Consider the following 17,723-nt stretch of genomic DNA (forward strand, 5'->3'; position numbering starts at 1 on the left):
GAGACTTCCCATGGGTTTTGCGGTCATGAGCCTGTCCGACGCGGCTGCGCAGCGCGTCAACGCCATCGTCGAGAATGCGGGCGGCGACACGAAGGGCATCCGGCTCTCCATCAAGAAGGGCGGCTGCGCCGGCATGGAATATGCCGTCGATCTCGTGACCGAACCGAAGGCGAAGGACGACCTGATCGAGCATGCCGGCGCCCGTGTCTGGGTCGCGCCGGAGGCCGTTCTCTATCTTCTCGGCACCCGCATGGATTTCGAGGTGACGAAGATGCGCTCCGGCTTCACCTTCAACAATCCGAACCAGACATCGGCTTGCGGTTGCGGCGAATCGGTCGAACTGAAGCCCGCGGACCTCGCCGCACTCGCCGCCAAAGGCGATGCCATCGTTCGGGTCAGCTGAGCGGCGCCTTATGACGCGGCGGTCCGGGACGCCTTGGACCGAGCCTTGCAGCGTTATCGTCATTTTTCGCGACATCTTTGCTTCCGCGATGCACTGGCCTCCGCATTGGTTTTCCGTATGATCCCGGGCCGATCGTAAACCGGCGCGGCGTCACGTTTTCTCTCTCGCGCCTCGCCCATCAAAGCTGCAGAGGCTGCACTTGCCGATCCCGGACCGGACCATTCTCGAGGCGCTCTACAACGACCTTGCCGACGCCGTTGTCGTGACGGACCGTGCGGGCGTGATCCTCTCGGCAAATCCGGCCGCATCGATCCTTTTTGGCTTCGAACTCGCTTTCCCGGTCGGCCAACCCTTTTCCGTTTTGCTGCATCGTGTCTCCGAGGCGCAGGGGATCAGCGCAGGCTCGGGCTCCGTCCACTACACGCGCGCGGACGGCTCCCGTTTTGCGGGGAGAACGCGAGCCATTGCCGTTGGCGGCGAGGCGGAGGCAGAGGGGCGTCTTATCCGCATCATCTCCACCGCTGATCGCCCCGAGCTGCCTGATCAGGAACTGCCGGACATGGCGTCGTCTTCCCGCGCCGTCGATACCGCGCTCGACGTCATCGCCGAGGGGATTGCGATCTACGACAAGGACGAACGGCTGCTGCTCTGCAACCGGGCCTACCGCGCGCTGCTCGGTCCTGTCGGAGAGCGCCTGCGGATCGGCATGCCGGTGGCCGAGATCGCGCTGGACATCGCATCGGGAGAGGGCATGGCGCCGGCGCCATCGGGCTCTCCGGAAGCCAAGGCGTGGGTGCGGCGCCAGATCGACCTTTTCCGACGCGCCGATGGCAAGGCCGAGATCTTCTCCTACAACAATGGCCGCTGGCTGCGGGCCGAAAACACACTCACGGCCGACGGCAACACCGTCGCCATCCGCGTCGACGTCACCGATCTCAAGCGCATCGAAATGGCGCTGGAGCGTCAGCGGCAGGATTATGCGACGCTGGTGGAAACCATACCCGATCTCATCACCCGCCTCGCGCCGGATCTGACCTACACCTTCGTCAACCAGCGTTTTGCCGCTCTGATCGGCTTGTCTCAGGATGAGGTCGTGGGGCGGCGCTGCCGCGATTTCATCGCTAAGGACGACCCGCTGGCGGAAATCCTTTTCGGGTTGACGCCGGAGGCGCCGGCAACGACGCGGGAACAACGTCGCAGGACGGCGGGGGGCGACGATGTCTGGATCCTCTGGTCGAACCTTGCCGTCTTCGAGGGCAAGGAGCTCAGCGAATATGTCACCGTGGGGCGCGATATCACGGAGATGAAACAGCAGCAGATGCGGATCGCCGAGCAGAGTTTCGAGCTGCAACGCAAGAACGAAGCCCTTGGACAGTTCACGAGCAGCGTTTCCCACGACCTCAAGGCACCGATGCGGCAGATCTCGATGTTCGCCGACATGATCGCCGACGATATCGCGGCGAACGATCTTGGCAATGTTGCGGATTATGCGTCCAAGCTGCGCGAAAAATCTCGGCGCCTGATCCAGCTGGTCGATAGCCTGCTCGACTATGCGCGGATCGCGGATCGTATCTTCAGCCCCCAGCGTGTGGCGCTGCGTGACGTCGTCGAGGACGCGCTGGGCAATTTGCAGAGCCACATCGAGGAAAGCGGCGCACGGGTGACGGTCGAGGACCTGCCGGACGTGATCGGCGACGCCGAACTTCTGAAGCGCCTGTTCCAGAACATCATCGGAAACGCGATCAAATATCGCCGGGCAGGCGTGACGCCGGAACTCACCGTCAACGGGTGGCGCGAGGGTGGCCTCGTCCACATCGCGTTTCCGGACAATGGCGTCGGCATCGATCCCCGGCACGCCGATCGGATCTTCGACATCTTCCAGCGGCTTCACCGCAACGAGGACATCTATCCCGGAACCGGCGTCGGATTGTCGCTCGCCAGACGGATCGCCGAAAGCCATGGTGGCACGATCGTGCTCGACCCGGACTATCGGACGGGCGCCCGCTTCATCGTTAGCCTGCCCTCTGCCTGAGATATCGCTCGAGACGCCGCCCTTAGCGGACGGGCGACGGAGAATGAGGCACACGTCATTCCTTGTCTAGGGCAAGACGCGGCGCCGCTTTCTGGAAGCGGCGCCGCGAGCGTCCTATTCCGCGGCTTCGGCGTAGTCCTCGAGCGGCGGGCAGGTGCAGACCAGATTGCGGTCGCCATAGACGTTGTCGACGCGGTTGACGGGCGACCAGTACTTGTCGACCCGGAAGGCGCCGGGCGGGAAGCAGGCCTGTTCGCGCGAATAGGGACGATCCCAGTCGCCGACGAGGTCTTCGACCGTGTGCGGGGCGTTCTTCAGCGGGTTGTTCGTCCGGTCGAGACGGCCGTCCTCGACGGCGCGGGCTTCCTCGCGGATGGCCAGCATCGCGTCGCAGAAGCGGTCGATCTCGGCCTTGGTCTCCGATTCCGTCGGCTCGACCATCAGCGTGCCGGCCACGGGCCAGCTCATGGTCGGGGCGTGGAAGCCGCAATCGATCAGGCGCTTGGCGACATCGTCGACGGTGACACCGGCACTTTCGGCCAGCGGGCGCGTGTCGATGATGCATTCATGGGCGACACGTCCCTTGGCCGACTTGTAGAGCACGTCATAGGCGCCCTTCAGCCGGGCGGCGATGTAGTTGGCGTTGAGGATGGCGACCTTGGTCGCCTGCGTCAGGCCTTCGCCACCCATCATCAGGCAGTAGCTCCAGGAAATCGGCAGGATGGATGCCGAGCCGAAGGGAGCAGCCGAAACAGCACCCGTGCCGGCACTGTCCGGATTGGACGGGTCGCGCGGGAGGTAGGGCGCGAGGTGCGCCTTGACGCCGATCGGCCCCATGCCCGGACCGCCGCCGCCATGCGGGATGCAGAAGGTCTTGTGCAGGTTGAGATGGCTGACGTCGGAGCCGATGTCGCCCGGACGGGACAGGCCGACCATGGCGTTCATGTTGGCGCCGTCGAGATAGACCTGACCGCCATGCTTGTGGACGATCTCGCAGACCTCGCGCACGCTCTCTTCGAACACGCCGTGCGTCGAGGGATAGGTGATCATGCAGCAGGCGAGCGTATCGGCATACTGCTCTGCTTTTGCACGGAAATCGTCCATATCGATATCACCATTCGCGCTGACCTTGACGACGACGACCTTCATTCCGACCATCTGTGCCGAGGCGGGATTGGTGCCGTGGGCGGAGGTCGGGATGAGGCAGATGTCGCGATGGCCCTCATCGTTGGCGAGGTGGTAGGCGCGGATCGTGAGCAGGCCGGCATATTCGCCCTGCGCACCGGAGTTCGGCTGCATGGAAATCGCATCGTAGCCGGTGACGGCGCAGAGCTTCTCGGAGAGATCGTCGATCATCGCCTTGTAGCCGAGCGCCTGATCAGCGGGAACGAAGGGATGGATCTCGGCAAATTCCGGCCAGGTGATCGGCAGCATTTCCGCCGTCGCATTCAGCTTCATCGTGCAGGAGCCGAGCGGAATCATCGCGCGGTCGAGCGCGAGGTCGCGATCGGACAGCCGGCGGATGTAGCGGGTCATCTCGCTTTCCGCCCGGTTCATGTGGAAGATCGGGTGGGTGAGATAGGCGCTGCGCCGCAGAAGCGACGAGGGCAGGCGGTAATCCGGCTCGAACTGCGCCACCTGGAAATCGCCACCGAAGGCGCGCCAGACGGATTGCAGCGTGATCGGACGCGACCGCTCGTCCAGGCTGATACCGATGCGGGTCTCGCCGATCTTGCGCAGATTGACGCCTTCCGCCACGGCCGCCTTCATGATGACGGATTGCAGCTTGCCGACCTCGACCGTGATCGTGTCGAAGAAGGTTTCCGGCTCGACCTCGTAACCGAGTGCCTCGAGGCCCTTGGCAAGCCGCACCGTCTTCTGGTGGATGCTCTGGGCGATCGCCTTGATGCCTTCGGGGCCGTGGAAGACGGCATACATTGATGCCATCACGGCGAGCAGCACCTGCGCGGTGCAGATGTTGGAGGTCGCCTTTTCACGGCGGATGTGCTGCTCGCGCGTCTGCAGCGACAGGCGATAGGCCCGGTTGCCGCGGCTGTCGACCGAGACGCCGACGAGGCGCCCGGGCATGGAGCGCTTATGCGTGTCCTTGACGGCCATGTAGGCGGCATGCGGGCCGCCGTAACCGACGGGAACGCCAAAACGCTGGGTCGAACCGATGGCGATGTCGGCACCCATTTCGCCGGGCGATTTCAACAGAGCAAGCGCCATGGGATCGGCCGCGACGACGGCGATCGCGCCGGTCTGGTGCAGGCGCGAGATCAGGCCGGTGAAGTCGCTGACATGGCCGTAGGTGCCGGGATACTGGAAGATCGCACCGAAGACGTCGGCCGACTGCAGGTCCTCGAACGGATTGCCGACGAGGATCGTCCAGCCGAGCGGCTCGGCCCGGGTCTGCAAGAGCGCGATGGTCTGCGGGTGGCAGTTCTCATCCACGAAGAAGGTCTTCTGCTTGGACTTCGAGACGCGCTCCGCCATGGCCATGGCTTCGGCGGCCGCCGTCGCTTCGTCCAGCAGCGAGGAGTTGGCGACGTCGAGGCCGGTGAGGTCGCAGACCATGGTCTGGTAGTTCAGCAGGGCTTCCAGGCGACCCTGGCTGATTTCCGGCTGGTAGGGCGTGTAGGCCGTGTACCAGGCGGGGTTTTCCAGGATATTGCGCTGGACGACCGGCGGCGTGATGGTGCCGTAATAGCCCTGGCCGATCAGTGAGACGAGCGGCTTGTTCATGTTCGCCGTTTCGCGCAGCGTATCGAGCGCTTCGCGTTCGGTGAGCGCCGCGCCCCAGGCGAGCGGCGCCTTCTGGCGAATGGACGCCGGAACGGTATCGTCGATCAGGGCGTCGAGGGTGGGATAGCCGATCACCTTCAGCATCGCGTCCATTTCGGACGGCGAGGGGCCGATATGGCGGCGGTTGGCGAAATCGTAGGGCTGATAATCCGTGAAGGTGAAATCGGCCGGCGTGGTCACAGGCGTCGTCATCAGGCAATCAGCTCCTTATAGGCGTCCTCGTCGAGCAGCGCATTGGCGGCCGAGGGGTCGGAGAGTTTCAGCTTGAAGAACCAGCCGGCGCCCTGGGGATCGCCGTTGACGAGCGCGGGATCTTCGACGATGGCCGGGTTGGTCTCGACGATCTCGCCGTCCAGCGGACAATACACGTCGGACGCGGCCTTGACGGATTCCACGGTCGCGGCACTTTCGCCCTTCGTCAGCGCCGTGCCGTCTTCGGGAAGCTCCACGAAGACGAGGTCGCCGAGCTGGTCGGCGGCGTGCTTGGTGATGCCGACCGTGGCGATGTCGCCGTCGATCTGCAGCCACTCATGTTCGTCGGTGAATTTCAGCATGGGATCGGCTCCTGATCAGCGCTTGTAAGTGGGGGTGATGAAGGGAAGGGTGGAAACGGTCATGGCAATGTACTTGCCGCGCAGTTCCGCAAAGACAGTGGTTCCGGGCGTCGCGAGCGGGGTGTCGACATAGCCCATGGCGACGGGATGGCCGACGGTCGGGCCGAAGCTTCCCGAGGTGACCTTGCCGACTTCCGTCGTGCCGGTCGCATCGGCATAGAGCGTCGCGCCGCCGCGCACCGGTGCCTTGCCCTCCGGCTTCAGGCCGACGCGGCGGATGGCCGCGCCATTCGTCATTGCATCCAGAATGGACTGCGCGCCCGGAAAGCCGCCGCTGCGGGCACCGCCCGTGCGGCGCGATTTCTGGATGGCCCATTCGAGCGCGGCTTCGATCGGACAGGTCGTCGTGTCGATGTCGTTGCCGTAGAGGCAGAGACCGGCTTCGAGGCGCAGCGAGTCACGGGCACCGAGGCCGATCGGCAGGACGTCGGGGTGATCGAGCAGCCGGCGGGCGATATCCTCGGCCTTGTCGGCCGGCACGGAGATCTCGAACCCGTCTTCGCCGGTATAGCCGGAGCGGGAAATGATGCAGGGAACATCGTGGATCAGCGCCTCGGCCACATCCATGAAGCGCATGGCGGCGACATCGGCCCAGAGTTCGGCCAGAACATCCTGCGCACGCGGTCCCTGCAGAGCGAGCAATGCGCGGTCGTCGAGCAATGTCAGCTCGAAACGATCGCCGAGATGCGCCTTCAGATGCGCGAAATCGGCGTCCTTGCAGGCCGCGTTGACGACGATGAGGAACCGGTCGGCAAGCCGCGCGATCATCAGGTCGTCGAGGATGCCGCCCGTGTCGTCGGTGAACAGCGCATAACGCTGACGGCCCTCGGCGATGCCGAGCACATCGACGGGCACGAGACTTTCAAGCGCCAGAGCGGCGTCTTCCAGCGTGCCCGATGCGGCGCGCAGTTCGACCTGACCCATGTGGGACACATCGAACAGGCCGGCGGCGGCGCGGGTGTGCAGATGCTCTTTCAGCACGCCCGCGGGGTACTGCACCGGCATGTCGTAGCCGGCGAAGGGGACCATGCGGGCGCCCAGTTCCACATGCAGGGCGTTCAAGGGCGTTTGCTTCAACGCGGCGTCGTTCAAGGCGGTGTGATCGTCCAAATCCGGTCTCCAGGTTGGCGCCATGCGCCGGCTCGTGTCAACGCGCACGGAGTCGTGCCGTCGATTGAGCCCCCTCTGTTCCTGTGCCTGAGATTGTTATCCCTTCGGCGAGCGAAATGCTTCTCTCCAGAGTCCTGCCGGCATCCTGCTGGTTCGTGGGCCTGAGAGTTTCCGGGGCGGTTGCTCCTTCGGCACCAGCTCGAAGCTGGATTCTCCCAACAAGATCGCCTTCAGATAAGAAGGATCGCCCATCCTTGGCAAGCGGAAAATGTCGCAACGACCAAGATTTTCGTCGCCGCTGGCATGGCGGAGAATCGGGGCGGCGGCCGGCATCCCGCCGGTCTGTATCCTTGCTTTATCCTGAGCCCGCGATAGGAAGGATCGAACCGCCCGCCACCCTGCGGGCGCCCACGGAGACGACGATATGCCTTCGATGAAGACCCTTCTGGCTGCCCTCTCGGTCATGACGCCCTTGGCCTTTGCCGTTCTTCCGGCCACGTCCGCAGAGACGGCGGTCGCGGGCGAACAGGTCGTGGTGGGCGCGCTGACGCTGTCCGGCGGGACGGCAAAGCCGATGCCCCCCGGGGCGAAGGTCGGTGGCGGAGGACTGACCATCGTCAATGCGGGTCCGTCCGCCGACAGGCTCGTCTCCGTGGAGAGCCCGGCCGCCGGCCGCGTCGAGCTGCACGAAATGACGATGGAAAACGACGTGATGCGCATGCGCAAGCTCGACGGCATCCCGGTTCCGGCCGGCCAGACGGTGACGCTTGCCGGCGGCGGGCTGCATCTGATGTTCATGGATGTCGCAAAGCCGTTTCGCCAGGGCGACACGATCCCGTTGACGCTGCAGTTCGAGACCGCAGGAAAGGTCACCTACGCGCTTCCGGTGGGCACGCTCGCAGCGAAGTGACGCGCTTGCCTCACGCCTGCGCACGCCGGGGCGCGCTGACTGCGATGTTGCCGGTCGTTTCGGCCGTCTTGAGCTCGGCCCGGAGGTGGGGCAGGGCGCTTGGATATGTCTCTGCGATAAAGCCGATGATCTTCTCGCGCATCTCGCAGCGCAGGTCGAAGGCCCGTGCGGCATTGGCGGCAGAGCAGAGGATGCGGATCTCGACCGTCTCGGGTTTCAGATCCGTCACCGCGATATTGATGACCTGCCCATCCCAGAGAGGGGATGCGGCCGCGATCTTTTCGGCCTCCTTGCGGATGGCCTCCACCGGAACACTATAGTCGAGATAGACCATCACCGTGCCGATCAGGGCGGCGGTCTCGCGCGTCCAGTTCTGGAACGGTTTTTCGATAAAATAGCTCAGCGGCAGGACGAGGCGGCGCCAGTCCCATATCTTGACGACGACATAGGTCGCGGTGATCTCCTCCACATTGCCCCATTCGCCTTCGATCAGAAGCGCGTCGTCGAGCCGGATGGGCTGGGTGATCGCGAGCTGGATGCCCGCGAAGAGGTTTTTGAGGACAGGCTGCAAAGCGAGACCGAGCACGATGCCCGCGACACCCGCCGAGGCCAGCAGGCTCACCCCATATTGCTGCACGGCCGGGAACGTCATCAGGCAGGCGGCGACGCCGAGGATGATGATGACGAAGCCGGCGATGCGCTCCATGATCCGCGACTGGGTCACATGCTTGCGCGCCAGGAGATTGTCTTCCGCGTCCAGTTTGAACCGGCGCAAATAGACGGTCGTCCAGATATGCAGGGTGACCTTTGCGATCCAGGCGACGACGAGGATGAAGCCGAGCAGCAGGATATGGTGCAGCGTCTCGGCCTGATTGTCGGTCAGAGGCGCCATCGACACGCCGAAGGAGAGAGCGATCATGATGGCGAGGAGACGTGTCGGACGCTCCGAACGCGCGACGAAAGACCGCCAGAACAGATCGTATTTCGCGGCGATCCGTGTTGCGATCTCGAACAGGACCCTATGGGAAAAGACCCCGATGCCGAACAGCAGCGCGAGCAGGACGATGCTGACCGCCCAGGCCGGCACCCAGCGCAAAGATTGGTCAAGCCATGTGATCAGATCGCTCATGCGAGAAGGGTAGTGTGCAGTGCAGCATAATCCAGCCCCGTCTCCCTTTTTTCGGGGTGCGACCTTCCCGACCGGGTTCAGGAAAGATTAACCCTGTAAAGCTGAGTGTCTGGATCGGGCGCTTCAGGCCCCGATCAGACACAACTTCGTCGCGATTGTCATCGATAGAGGCCTTATGCCAGCATTTCCGAGCCTGAAAGCCCTTCGCCGGGCCTGCGTCCAGACCGCTGCGATCGCCGCGTTGGGCATCGCGTTGAGCGGCTGCATGGCGCTCGACATGACGGATGCGCCGCCAAAACTGTCTTCGAAGGTGATGGCGGAGATGGCCCGGAGGGGCATGAAGGCCGAAAGCCCCGTGCTGGTGCGCATCTTCAAGCAGGAAAGCGAACTGGAAATCTGGAAGGTCGATCGCAGCGGCAAATACGCGCTGTTGAAGAGTTACCCGATCTGCCGCTGGTCCGGCGACCTTGGCCCGAAGCGCAAATCGGGCGACCGGCATGCGCCGGAAGGTTTTTACCATGTCACCAAGGGCATGCTCAATCCGAACTCGCAATTCTACGTTTCGTTCAATCTGGGCTATCCCAACCGTCTCGAGAGTGCGCTCGGCTACACGGGCGAAGCGCTGATGGTGCACGGCGCCTGTTCGTCCTCAGGCTGCTACGCCATGACCGATCAGGGCGTCGGCGAGATCTACGCGATCGTCGCAAAGGCGCTCGACGGCGATCAGGAGAGCTTTCAGGTTCAGGCCTATCCCTTCCGCATGACGGCTGCGAACATGGCGGCGCATCGCGGCGATGCCAATCTCGCCTTCTGGCGCGTCCTGAAGGAGGGCTACGACGCGTTCGAGGTCACCCGGCGGCAGCCGAAGGTCTCGGCGTGCGGCGGTCGCTATGTCTTCGACAGGAATTTCCTGAACGGCGAGCCGACGGACCCGCTGGCGCCGTGCCCGGAGGCAACTCCGGGGATCGAGCCGCAGGCATTGGCAAAGATCGCGGACGAGAATCGCGCGATCGATGCGCTGATCGGCGGGCCGGTTCCGATCGCCTCTTCCATGAGCGCCTATGTCGATGGCGGCATGCATCCGGTGTTCCGCACGCTTCTGAAGCAGGCGGGCGCAAAGAACATGGCGGCGAAAGTTTCGGGCACGAAGTACCCGATCAGCCGTCCGGAGGCCGCCCTCGCCGATCCGTTTGCCGGAAAGTAGACTGGCAAGTAAGCCGGCGAGTAGGATGACGGCCGGCGCCGATCTGGCGCCGACTCTCTTCACCTCCGGTTCGTCCGACGCCTTTCAGCGCGTCAGTCACCCGCCGCTTTCACACAGGGTTGCACGTCATGCCGTTGCGCTGTGCGTTCGCGACGCAATCCGACTTGTTGACGTAGCTCTCGCTCGATGCACCGACGATAACGCAGTTGCTCGCCGTCCGCCGCCAGCGCCAGCCGTTCGACGAATAGATCTCCCACGTGTCTCCGTTTGCGTCCCTGCATTCTGCCATCGTCATCTCCCTGTTCGTGACGATGATCTTTTAGGTAACCCGCGGCTTCTTCTCTACCAATCGCCTGCTCGGGAAGGTTGAGGCGTGAAGAACATCCTCCTCGTTAACCAACAGCATTAGCTATCGCGCACATAAAATGACCGATGACCGGGGTCCACCGATTGTGGGCTCGCGCGACGTCCTGTAGCTTTTCGTCGGGGGCCCTGCGATTGCCGCGGGGACGCTGGACGTCCACCTGAACGGTCGTCCAGAGGGTTGTCTCGGGGGAGATCCATGAAAACATTTTTGCGCATGGCCATTGCAACGACCGTCCTCGTCGCCGGTCCGGTCTCGTCCGCCTTCGCCTTCGGGGCGATTGCGGTCAACGATTCGCAAGGCACGGCGGCCAGCGAGGCGGGATATGGCATGGGATGGGGAGGTTCGCGCCAGGAAGCCGAGCGCAATGCCGTGCGGGAGTGCGAGTCGGCCGGAAACGACGCGTGTACGGTGGCCGTCTGGTTCGAGCGCTGCGGCGCCTATGCCGGCGACCGCGTCAACTACGGCATCGGCTATGGCTCGACCGTGAAAGCGGCGGAAAAGATGGCGACGGACGAGTGCCCGAATTGCGAGATCGTCGTCTCCGATTGCCAATGACGCCGGCAGCACGGGTGCCGGACATGGCCTGAAGGACAGTGTCCATCAAAGCCGATGGACGGACTCGATATTGGCGCGGGGTGCTGCGGCGCCCCGGTGCGGCACGAGGACGATCGTCAGAACCGTCGCAACGAGGCACGCAATCAGGATCACGCCAAGGGGCAGGGAGGTCGGTTTCATCGTTGCAGCGTCCACTCGGTCGATGGAAGGGCATGGCGCGATACAGGCGTCGTCGCGGCATGCACTCCAAGGTCTTACACATAAGCGCGCCAGCGGACATCCGGAGATGGGCCTCGACGCAGATAGGACTATGCCGGGAGAAACTGTCCGCTAGCTGTCTCCTCTGCAGCCAGGCCTGTGCGGCATGCGCGATCCGGGCCGTTGCGGTCACGAAAGGGTGCGCGCGGCTCTGGGCGTGAGCCCTTGCGTTGACGGATGTCGATCATACATCTCATGCCGAGAAAGGGTGGTGCACCATGTATGATTTCATGATGAAGGAGCTGATCGTCGTCATCGCGGCGCTCTGCGCCGTCTCGTTCCTGATGTTTTTTGCGCTGACCATCGCCGCTTGAGAGCGTTGCAACGAAGGCGACAGAACGGTCCTTGACGTCTTTCGTCGCCTAAAGGACGAACATGCCGATCACCATCGCGATCGGAACGGGAACGCCGACAAGCCAGAACAGAAGCTCGCGCAGCATGAACGCCTGGTAATCGTCCAGTCCGGCGCCCTTTCGGCCCCGTCGTCTCCATGCATCCAGCATTACATCTCTCCCGTCAAAGCCCGCTTTCGCCGCTTCAACTAGGAATATGCCGTTTCGTTCCGCTTCCGGATTTTCCTGAAGACGGTTCCGACGTGGTCAAGCTGCGGGCTCACGCCGCAATTCCCTGGACGCTGATGACGTCACGTGTTCGAGGACGGACGCCCTGTCGGGATCGCCGTAAACGTAACGTCGAGTCCCGCTTTCACCTCGTCCTCACGACCCGACGGTTCTCCCATTCATGGACGGACCGGACAGCCAAGATCCGCGCCGACATGATTTCGGAAATACTCGGGACGGACGTCATCGACAATGTCGGACATAGGAAAAAGTGGTGGTGAGCGCGCAGGGATTCGAACCCTGGACCTACAGATTAAAAGTCCGTTGCTCTACCAACTGAGCTACGCGCTCCCGCGCCGGTCGGTGTTTTGCCCGGCGAAAGTTGGCGGAGATATGCATAGGCGTGCGGTTGCGGTCAACCCATAATTCCGTCGTCAGCGTAATTCTCAACGGGCAAACGCGGTTCCGTGATCAACGGTCAGCCTCGGCAGGGACGATCGACAGGAGGCTGCCGGGATGGCGGCCTTTGCGGCCCGGCGAGGTTCGGCATTGCGTCCGTCACGAGCGACCGCAGGCTTCACATGCGACGTCAGGCGCCATTGCTGGGAGCGGCATCGCGCGATAACACAGGCGTCAAGCGAGTGGGCGAAGCGGGGTGGGCGGATATGTGGCGCCGAACCCCGCGGCCCGAGGGTTTCGAAGGGACGGACTGTGTCGATTGCCGATATCTCGATCTGGACCGCGGTGCTGGCCGGGGCACTGTCGTTCCTGTCGCCCTGCGTGCTGCCCCTGGTGCCGCCCTATCTCTGCTACATGGCGGGGGTTTCGGTCGATCAGTTTCGCGGCGGCAACGGACAGGCGGCCGTGGCGACGCGCCGGGCCGTTCTGCCGTCGGCGCTTCTCTTCACGCTCGGCTTTTCCACCGTCTTCATCTCGCTGGGGATCGGCGCATCATCGGTCGGGCTGCTGCTTCGCCAGCATATGGATCTGCTCTCGCGGATCGGTGGCATCGTGGTGATCATCATGGGCCTGCACTTTCTCGGGCTGCTGCGCATCGGCCTGCTCGGACGCGAAGCCCGCTTCCAGGGCGGCGGCAAGCCGGCGACCTTGTCGGGCGCCTATATCATGGGTCTCGCCTTCGGTTTCGGCTGGACGCCCTGCATCGGGCCGGTGCTCGGGACCATCCTCGGCGTCGCCGCGGCGCGCGACACGGTGTCGGAGGGGGCCTCGCTTCTCGCCGTCTACTCGCTCGGCCTTGCCATTCCGTTCTGGATCGCGGCCGCGTTCTCGGGCGCCTTCATGGGGTTCCTGTCGCGCTTTCGCCGGCATCTCGGGCTGGTCGAGAAGATCATGGGCGTGCTTCTCATCGTCACCGGCCTTGCCTTTCTGTTCGGTCTGGTCAGCACCGTTTCCATCTGGTTCCAGCAGACGTTTCCGGTGCTGATGCAGATCGGTTGAGACGGGCAGGCACCCTTTCGGGATCATGACATGAGCGATATCTTCAGCCTCGTCGCACCGTTCTTCGGCCTCATTCTTCTCGGCTATGGCGCCGCTTATCTCCTCGGCCGGCGATCGACGGGGGCGGCTGGTTCGGCAAAGCCGGGCCTCGAAGGCATGGCGTGGCTCAATGCCTATATTCTCTATCTCGCTCTGCCCTCGCTCTTCTTCACGCTCATCTCCCGCACGCCGATCCATGAATTGACCCGATTCGATTTCATCCTCGCCGACGTCGCCGCGACCTATTCCATCTTCACCCTGCTGTTCGTCGTCGCGCTGTGGCTGCGCCGCACGTCCATGGCCGAAGCCACGGTGCAGGGGCTCGCTGGCGCCTATGGCAATATCGGCTATATGGGGCCGGGGCTTGCGCTTCTGGCCCTCGGAGAGCGGGCGGCTGTGCCGGTGGCGCTGATCTTCTCCGTCGAGAACGTTGCGCATTTCATCACGGCGCCGGCGCTGATGGCGATTGCGGGGAGCGAGAAGCAGAACCCGGCAAGGCTCGCCTTTTCCGTCCTGCGCAAGATCCTGCTGCATCCCTTCATTCTGGCGACCGTCATCGGCGTCGGCGCCGCTGCATTCCAGCTGCAGCCGCCGCTCGCGATCCGGCGGCTGATCGAGGCTTTGGCGCCGACGGCGGCGCCCTGTGCGCTGTTCGCCATGGGGGTGACGCTCGGGCTCAGACCGCTGAAGCGGGTGCCGGTGGAACTGAGCTATATCGTTCCGGTAAAGCTCCTGCTGCACCCGGCCGTGATGTATCTCGTCCTGAGCGCCATCGGCAATTTCGACCCGATCTGGGTGCAGGCGGCCGTTCTGCTCGCGGCCCTTCCCACGGCGACGAATGTTTTCGTGATCGCCGAACAGTACGGCGTCTGGCAGGAGCGGGCTTCCGCCACCATCCTCGTCACGACGGCGCTGTCGATGCTGAGCGTCACCGCACTTCTCTATCTGATCGGATCAGGCGGGGTGCCTGCCGATCTTTTCCCGTAACCCGCCGAACATGGTCCGGATCGCGCTGCCGGGCCGCAGGCCTTCCTGCATGACAAGGCTGCGCAGGGCACCGGCCGACGAGAGGGCCTGGAGCCCGCCCGTGCGCAGCATCTGCACCGGCAGGAAGCCGGTGAGCAACGAGCGGTTCAGCAGATCGACGCTGACCGTCCGGCTGAGGATGTCGGCACGGCGGCGCCGGTCGTAGCGATCGCCGATATCCCCGGGGATGGCCGGCCGCTCCGCCAGCATGGACACGAGAGTCATCACATCGCGCAGGCTGAGGTTCAAGCCCTGCGCGCCGATGGGCGGAAACGCATGCGCGGCCTCGCCGACGAGAATGACCCGCCCTCTGCCGAAATGCGTGGCGGCCATGCCGGAGAGCGGGAAAGCCTGTGGTTCGGTGTCCACGGCGACCTTGCCGAGCATGGACTGCATCCGCTCTTCCACCGCGCTCGACAGAGCGGCCGGCTCCCGCGTCACCATCTCGGCCGCCTGCTCCGGGGTCATCACCCAGACGAGGCTCGAGCGTTTGCCGGGGAGTGGGACCTGCGTGAAAGGGCCCTGCTGCGTGTGGAACTCGGTCGAAATGTTTTCGTGCGGGCGTTCATGGGCGAAATTGAGCACGACCGCCGTCTGGGGATAGCGCCAGTTGCGGGTCCCAATGCCGCGGGCCTCGCGAACCAGCGAGCGTCGTCCATCGGCGCCGATCACCAGAGATGCCGTCAGCGCGCGACCGTCGGCCAATCTCAGCGTGCAGATCGTCGCATCTTCGGCCAGGCTTTCGAGCCGTGCCTCGATGCGTGCAATGGACGGCGCCTCCGCGATTCGCTCGTTCAGACGATCGAGGAGGGGTGCATTCGGAAGATTGTAGCCGAAGGCCTCCAGCCCGATTTCTGCGGCTCGGAAGGTGACGACGGGCGCTCGGAGGAGGCGATCCGTCCCGTCGATGATGCGCAGCGTCGCGAGCGGCGCTCCAAGCGCCGTGACATCCTCGCCGAGGCCAAGCGTTCCGAGGAAGCCGATCGCCTCGTCCATCAGGGCGGTCGTGCGTCGATCATGCGGGGCGGCGGGGGCCACGAGGGCGACGCTGCGTCCGTCACGGGAAAGGGCGAGTGCCGCCAGCGCCCCGGCAAGGCCGGCACCGACGATGGCGATGTCGTAATGATCCATGATTCGGTCCTCTTCCGCCGCCGTTTCCGCCGCTTGCCGTGCCGCCGCACGGTCGTCTCGCGCAGGGGTCCTGTGCTGGCGGTCCTCAAGGCTTTGCGGCCCGGCAGCGCCAGTGTCGACCCCACACACGCCCACATCTAGCGCCGGCGCCGTCGTTTTGGAATGGTTGCCATTGCCGCAGGGGGCGGATATGTCCACAGAGGATTACGATCGGTGCTCGGCAATCGCCTGTTTTTGCTGGCAGGGCGTGGCAAACGATGCATATTACCGACATGCTGGCGGCGACACGGTCGCGGCGGCAGCGACAAGGTCGCGGCGGAAGAGGCGGTGCGGCGTGACCTTTCCCATGTTCGGGTCGCCCACCGAGTTTACGCGTAGCGCCAGCACAGGATTCGTCTGCCGATGAAGTTCTTTAACTACAAGCCGGTTCCCTATGCCGAGATTCGGGCCTTTTCGGTCCATGTTCTCACGGCGTCCGGTTCGTTCCTGGCCTTCCTCGGCGTCGTCGCCGCGGCGGAGCATCGCTTCGTCGACATGTTCTGGTGGCTGGGGCTGGCGCTCGCCGTCGATGGCATCGACGGCCCGATCGCCCGCAAGGTCCGGGTCAAGGAGGTTCTGCCGAACTGGTCGGGCGACACGCTCGACAACGTCATCGACTACGTCACCTACGTTCTCTTGCCGGCCTTCGCGCTCTACCAGAGCGGCATGATCGGCGAACCCTGGTCGTTTGTCGCGGCGGGGGCGATCGTCATGTCCAGCGCCATCTACTATGCCGACATGGGCATGAAGACCGACGAGTACTTCTTCTCCGGCTTCCCGGTCGTCTGGAACATGGTCGTGTTCACGCTCTTCGTCGTGAAGGCGAGCGAGCTTGCCGCATCCATCGTTGTCTTCGTCTCGGTGTTCCTCACCTTCATGCCGATCAGCTTTCTCCATCCGGTGCGCGTGCGCCGGCTTCGGCCGCTCAACCTTGCGGTCTTCACCGCCTGGTCGGTGCTGAGTGCCTATGCGCTCCTGATGCATTTCGAGACGCCCGCCTGGGTGGTCTGGGGCGTTGTCGGCACCGGCGTCTATCTCTACGTCATCGGTTTCATCCTGCAGATCTTCCCCAAACTCGGACGCGAATAAGGAACAGGCCATGGCAAGAGCAATCATGATCCGCGAGCTTGGCGGTCCTGACGTCCTGAAGATCGAGGGCGTGACCGTTCCGCCGCCCTCGCGCGGCGAGGTGCAGATCCGGCAGGAGGCGATCGGCGTCAATTTCATCGACGTCTACTTCCGCACCGGTCTCTACAAGGCGGCGAGCCTGCCCTTCATTCCGGGCAAGGAAGGTGCGGGGATCGTGACGGCCGTGGGCGATGGCGTCTCGCTGTTTTCCCCGGGCGACAGGGTCGCCTATGCCGGCGCCGATGGAGCCTATTCGAGCGAGCGCAACATCGACGAGCAGTTGCTGATCAAGGTGCCGGACGATATTCCGCTGGAAACGGCCGCCGCGATGATGCTCAAGGGCATGACCGCGCAGTACCTCCTCAACCAGACGTTTCCGGTCGGTCCCGGAACGGTTCTCCTTTTCCATGCCGCCGCCGGCGGTGTCGGGCAGATTGCCGGGCAGTGGGCAAAGGCCCTGGGTGCGACGGTCATCGGCACGGCGGGCTCGCCCGAGAAGATCGCGATGGCGCTGGAGCACGGCTACGACCATGTGATCGACTACCGCACAGACGATTTCGTGGCGCGGGTCAAGGACATCACCCACGGCAAGGGTGTCGATGTGGTCTATGATTCCGTCGGCAAGGACACCTATCCCGCCTCGCTCGACTGCCTGAAACCGCGCGGTCTCTGGGTCAGTTTCGGAAATTCGTCGGGCGCCGTCGAAGCCTTCAATATCGGCGTCCTCTCCCAGAAGGGGTCGCTGTTTGCAACTCGGCCGACACTCTATTCATATACCTCGACGCGGCCCCAGCTGGAGGCCTGTGCGAACGCGCTGTTCGATGTCGTGCAGAGCGGCAAAGTGCGGATCAACATCAACCAGACCTATGCTCTTGACGATGCCGGCAAGGCGCATGCGGATCTGGAAGCCAGAAAGACGAGCGGAACAACTTTGCTGATTCCCTGAGACGCCGGA

General features: G+C 63.9%; 16 protein-coding genes, 1 tRNA gene, 1 pseudogene and 2 riboswitches. Of the genes and pseudogenes, 9 read left to right on the top strand and 9 right to left on the bottom strand.

Annotated features, from left to right (window positions below):
- Positions 1-10 precede the first annotated feature (10 nt).
- Complete coding sequence (gene sufA, locus C8J36_RS04295; protein ID WP_132532857.1) at positions 11-403, top strand: Fe-S cluster assembly scaffold SufA; 393 nt, start codon at positions 11-13, stop codon at positions 401-403.
- A 199-nt stretch (positions 404-602) separates the two neighbouring features.
- A complete protein-coding gene (locus C8J36_RS04300) occupies positions 603-2,435 on the top strand; it encodes a PAS domain S-box protein (protein WP_132532859.1) in 1,833 nt (610 codons plus the stop codon).
- 114 nt (positions 2,436-2,549) lie between these two features.
- On the opposite strand, the gene gcvP is transcribed toward C8J36_RS04300, so the two are convergent.
- The 3 genes from gcvP to gcvT are packed head-to-tail and all read right to left on the bottom strand — an operon-like array spanning position 2,550 to position 6,946.
- Complete coding sequence (gcvP, locus tag C8J36_RS04305; RefSeq protein WP_132533054.1) at positions 2,550-5,420, bottom strand: aminomethyl-transferring glycine dehydrogenase; 2,871 nt, start codon at positions 5,418-5,420, stop codon at positions 2,550-2,552.
- An 11-nt stretch (positions 5,421-5,431) separates the two neighbouring features.
- Positions 5,432-5,794: a glycine cleavage system protein GcvH gene (gene gcvH, locus C8J36_RS04310; RefSeq protein WP_062473564.1), complete on the bottom strand. Its 363-nt coding sequence runs from the start codon at positions 5,792-5,794 to the stop codon at positions 5,432-5,434.
- 15 nt (positions 5,795-5,809) lie between these two features.
- Positions 5,810-6,946, bottom strand: a complete 1,137-nt coding sequence (gene gcvT / locus C8J36_RS04315) for a glycine cleavage system aminomethyltransferase GcvT (protein ID WP_245506457.1) — start codon at positions 6,944-6,946, stop codon at positions 5,810-5,812.
- 83 nt (positions 6,947-7,029) lie between these two features.
- Positions 7,030-7,104, bottom strand: a riboswitch (glycine riboswitch).
- A 3-nt stretch (positions 7,105-7,107) separates the two neighbouring features.
- Positions 7,108-7,192: riboswitch (glycine riboswitch) on the bottom strand.
- A 289-nt stretch (positions 7,193-7,481) separates the two neighbouring features.
- Here gcvT and C8J36_RS04320 point away from each other — a divergent pair.
- A pseudogene (locus C8J36_RS04320) lies at positions 7,482-7,874 on the top strand (copper chaperone PCu(A)C); the annotation flags it as partial.
- Positions 7,875-7,884: 10 nt separating this feature from the next.
- Here C8J36_RS04320 and C8J36_RS04325 read toward each other — a convergent pair.
- The gene (locus C8J36_RS04325; protein WP_132532866.1) at positions 7,885-9,003 is read right to left on the bottom strand and encodes a mechanosensitive ion channel family protein; all 1,119 of its coding nucleotides are present in this window, start codon (positions 9,001-9,003) and stop codon (positions 7,885-7,887) included.
- Positions 9,004-9,178: 175 nt separating this feature from the next.
- Between C8J36_RS04325 and C8J36_RS04330 the strand changes: the two genes are divergently transcribed.
- Positions 9,179-10,207: a murein L,D-transpeptidase family protein gene (locus C8J36_RS04330; protein ID WP_132532868.1), complete on the top strand. Its 1,029-nt coding sequence runs from the start codon at positions 9,179-9,181 to the stop codon at positions 10,205-10,207.
- Between the two features lie 109 nt (positions 10,208-10,316).
- Here C8J36_RS04330 and C8J36_RS04335 read toward each other — a convergent pair whose 3' ends face one another.
- Positions 10,317-10,496 carry a DUF1508 domain-containing protein gene (locus tag C8J36_RS04335; RefSeq protein ID WP_132532870.1) on the bottom strand — a complete coding sequence of 60 codons (180 nt, stop codon included), beginning with the start codon at positions 10,494-10,496 and terminating at the stop codon, positions 10,317-10,319.
- 273 nt (positions 10,497-10,769) lie between these two features.
- Between C8J36_RS04335 and C8J36_RS04340 the strand changes: the two genes are divergently transcribed.
- The gene (locus tag C8J36_RS04340) at positions 10,770-11,129 is read left to right on the top strand and encodes a DUF4189 domain-containing protein (protein ID WP_082476910.1); all 360 of its coding nucleotides are present in this window, start codon (positions 10,770-10,772) and stop codon (positions 11,127-11,129) included.
- A 45-nt stretch (positions 11,130-11,174) separates the two neighbouring features.
- Here C8J36_RS04340 and C8J36_RS25600 read toward each other — a convergent pair whose 3' ends face one another.
- The 3 genes from C8J36_RS25600 to C8J36_RS04345 all read right to left on the bottom strand — a co-directional run bounded on the left by C8J36_RS25600 (position 11,175) and on the right by C8J36_RS04345 (position 12,298).
- The gene (locus C8J36_RS25600; protein WP_277995949.1) at positions 11,175-11,309 is read right to left on the bottom strand and encodes a hypothetical protein; all 135 of its coding nucleotides are present in this window, start codon (positions 11,307-11,309) and stop codon (positions 11,175-11,177) included.
- A gap of 440 nt (positions 11,310-11,749) precedes the next feature.
- Positions 11,750-11,890 (bottom strand): hypothetical protein, encoded by a 141-nt coding sequence (locus tag C8J36_RS24765; protein ID WP_165914941.1) that lies wholly within the window; start codon positions 11,888-11,890, stop codon positions 11,750-11,752.
- Positions 11,891-12,222: 332 nt separating this feature from the next.
- Positions 12,223-12,298, bottom strand: a tRNA-Lys gene (locus C8J36_RS04345).
- A gap of 360 nt (positions 12,299-12,658) precedes the next feature.
- Between C8J36_RS04345 and C8J36_RS04350 the strand changes: the two genes are divergently transcribed.
- Complete coding sequence (locus tag C8J36_RS04350) at positions 12,659-13,405, top strand: cytochrome c biogenesis CcdA family protein (protein ID WP_132532872.1); 747 nt, start codon at positions 12,659-12,661, stop codon at positions 13,403-13,405.
- A gap of 30 nt (positions 13,406-13,435) precedes the next feature.
- Entirely contained in the window at positions 13,436-14,431 is a 996-nt protein-coding gene (locus tag C8J36_RS04355; protein ID WP_132532874.1) for an AEC family transporter, read from the top strand.
- On the opposite strand, the gene C8J36_RS04360 is transcribed toward C8J36_RS04355, so the two are convergent.
- Positions 14,399-15,601 (bottom strand): UbiH/UbiF family hydroxylase, encoded by a 1,203-nt coding sequence (locus C8J36_RS04360; protein ID WP_132532876.1) that lies wholly within the window; start codon positions 15,599-15,601, stop codon positions 14,399-14,401. The genes C8J36_RS04355 and C8J36_RS04360 overlap by 33 nt on opposite strands.
- A 402-nt stretch (positions 15,602-16,003) precedes the next feature.
- Between C8J36_RS04360 and pcsA the strand changes: the two genes are divergently transcribed.
- Positions 16,004-16,729 carry a phosphatidylcholine synthase gene (gene pcsA / locus C8J36_RS04365; protein ID WP_062593091.1) on the top strand — a complete coding sequence of 242 codons (726 nt, stop codon included), beginning with the start codon at positions 16,004-16,006 and terminating at the stop codon, positions 16,727-16,729.
- Between the two features lie 10 nt (positions 16,730-16,739).
- Entirely contained in the window at positions 16,740-17,714 is a 975-nt protein-coding gene (locus C8J36_RS04370; RefSeq protein WP_062593093.1) for a quinone oxidoreductase, read from the top strand.
- The last annotated feature ends 9 nt before the right edge of the window (positions 17,715-17,723 follow it).

It is taken from the genome of Rhizobium sp. PP-F2F-G48, assembly GCF_004342335.1.
In the GTDB taxonomy this organism is placed as follows: Bacteria; Pseudomonadota; Alphaproteobacteria; order Rhizobiales; family Rhizobiaceae; genus Ferranicluibacter.